Annotated in this window: 1 protein-coding gene; it reads right to left on the reverse strand. The window is 61.8% G+C overall.

The genetic code is table 11. The features are described 5' to 3' along the window. Window positions 1-1,457, reverse strand: a 1,457-nt coding sequence (ppsA, locus tag ACXRVY_RS28890) for a phosphoenolpyruvate synthase (RefSeq protein WP_458238943.1), incomplete at both ends; no start/stop codon positions are given.

The raw sequence follows: 1,457 nt of genomic DNA on the forward strand, positions 1-1,457 counted from the left end.
GGGTACGGACGAACGGCACCATGATTTCGACGTTGGTCAGGCCCATCTCGTTGCGCACACGCTTCAGAGCGCGGCATTCGAGTTCGAAGCAGTCACGGAACGATTCGCTGATGTAACGCGACGCACCGCGGAAGCCCAGCATCGGGTTCTCTTCTTCCGGCTCGTAGAGCTTGCCGCCGATCAGGTTCGCGTATTCGTTGGACTTGAAGTCCGACAGACGCACGATGACCTTTTTCGGCCAGAACGCCGCGGCCAGGGTGCTGATGCCTTCGACCAGTTTCTCGACATAGAAGCCGACTGGATCGTTGTAACCGGCGATGCGCTTGTCGACGCTTTCCTTGATGTCCAGCGGCAGGCCGTCGTAGTTCAGCAGTGCCTTGGGGTGCACGCCGATCATGCGGTTGATGATGAACTCCAGGCGGGCCAGGCCCACACCGGCGTTCGGCAGTTGCGCGAAGTCGAAGGCGCGGTCCGGGTTGCCGACGTTCATCATGATCTTGAACGGCAGCTCAGGCATGGCGTCCACGGAGTTCTTCTTGATGTCGAAGCCCAGTTCGCCTTCGAAGATGAAACCGGTGTCGCCTTCAGCACAGGAAACGGTCACGCCCTGGCCGTCTTTCAACAGCTGGGTGGCATTGCCGCAACCCACTACAGCCGGGATACCCAGCTCACGGGCGATGATCGCCGCGTGGCAAGTACGGCCGCCACGGTTGGTGACGATCGCGCTGGCGCGCTTCATGACCGGTTCCCAGTCCGGGTCGGTCATGTCGGACACCAGTACGTCGCCTGGCTGGACCTTGTCCATCTCGGACACGTCCTTGATGATGCGGACCTTGCCAGCGCCGATGCGCTGGCCAATGGCGCGGCCTTCCACCAGCACGGTGCCGGTTTCTTTCAACAGGTAACGTTCCATGACGTTGGCCTGGGTGCGGCTCTTCACGGTTTCCGGACGGGCCTGCACGATGTACAGCTTGCCGTCGTCACCGTCCTTGGCCCACTCGATGTCCATCGGGCACTTGTAGTGCTTCTCGATGATCATCGCCTGCTTGGCCAGCTCGCTGACTTCGGCGTCGGTCAGGCAGAAACGTGCGCGTTCGGCCTTGTCCACGTCGACGGTCTTGACCGAACGACCGGCCTTGGCTTCGTCGCCGTAGATCATCTTGATGGCCTTGCTGCCCAGGTTACGGCGCAGGATGGCCGGACGACCGGCCGCCAGCGTGCCCTTGTGGACGTAGAACTCATCCGGGTTCACCGCGCCTTGTACGACGGTTTCACCCAGGCCGTAGGCGCCGGTGATGAACACTACGTCGCGGAAGCCCGATTCGGTATCGAGGGTGAACATCACGCCGGCGGTGCCGGTTTCGGAACGGACCATGCGCTGCACGCCAGCAGACAGGGCAACCAGCTTGTGGTCGAAGCCCTGGTGCACGCGATAGGAAATGGCGCGGTCGTTGAAC

The sequence above is a fragment of the Pseudomonas sp. P5_A2_2 genome (assembly GCF_054177685.1).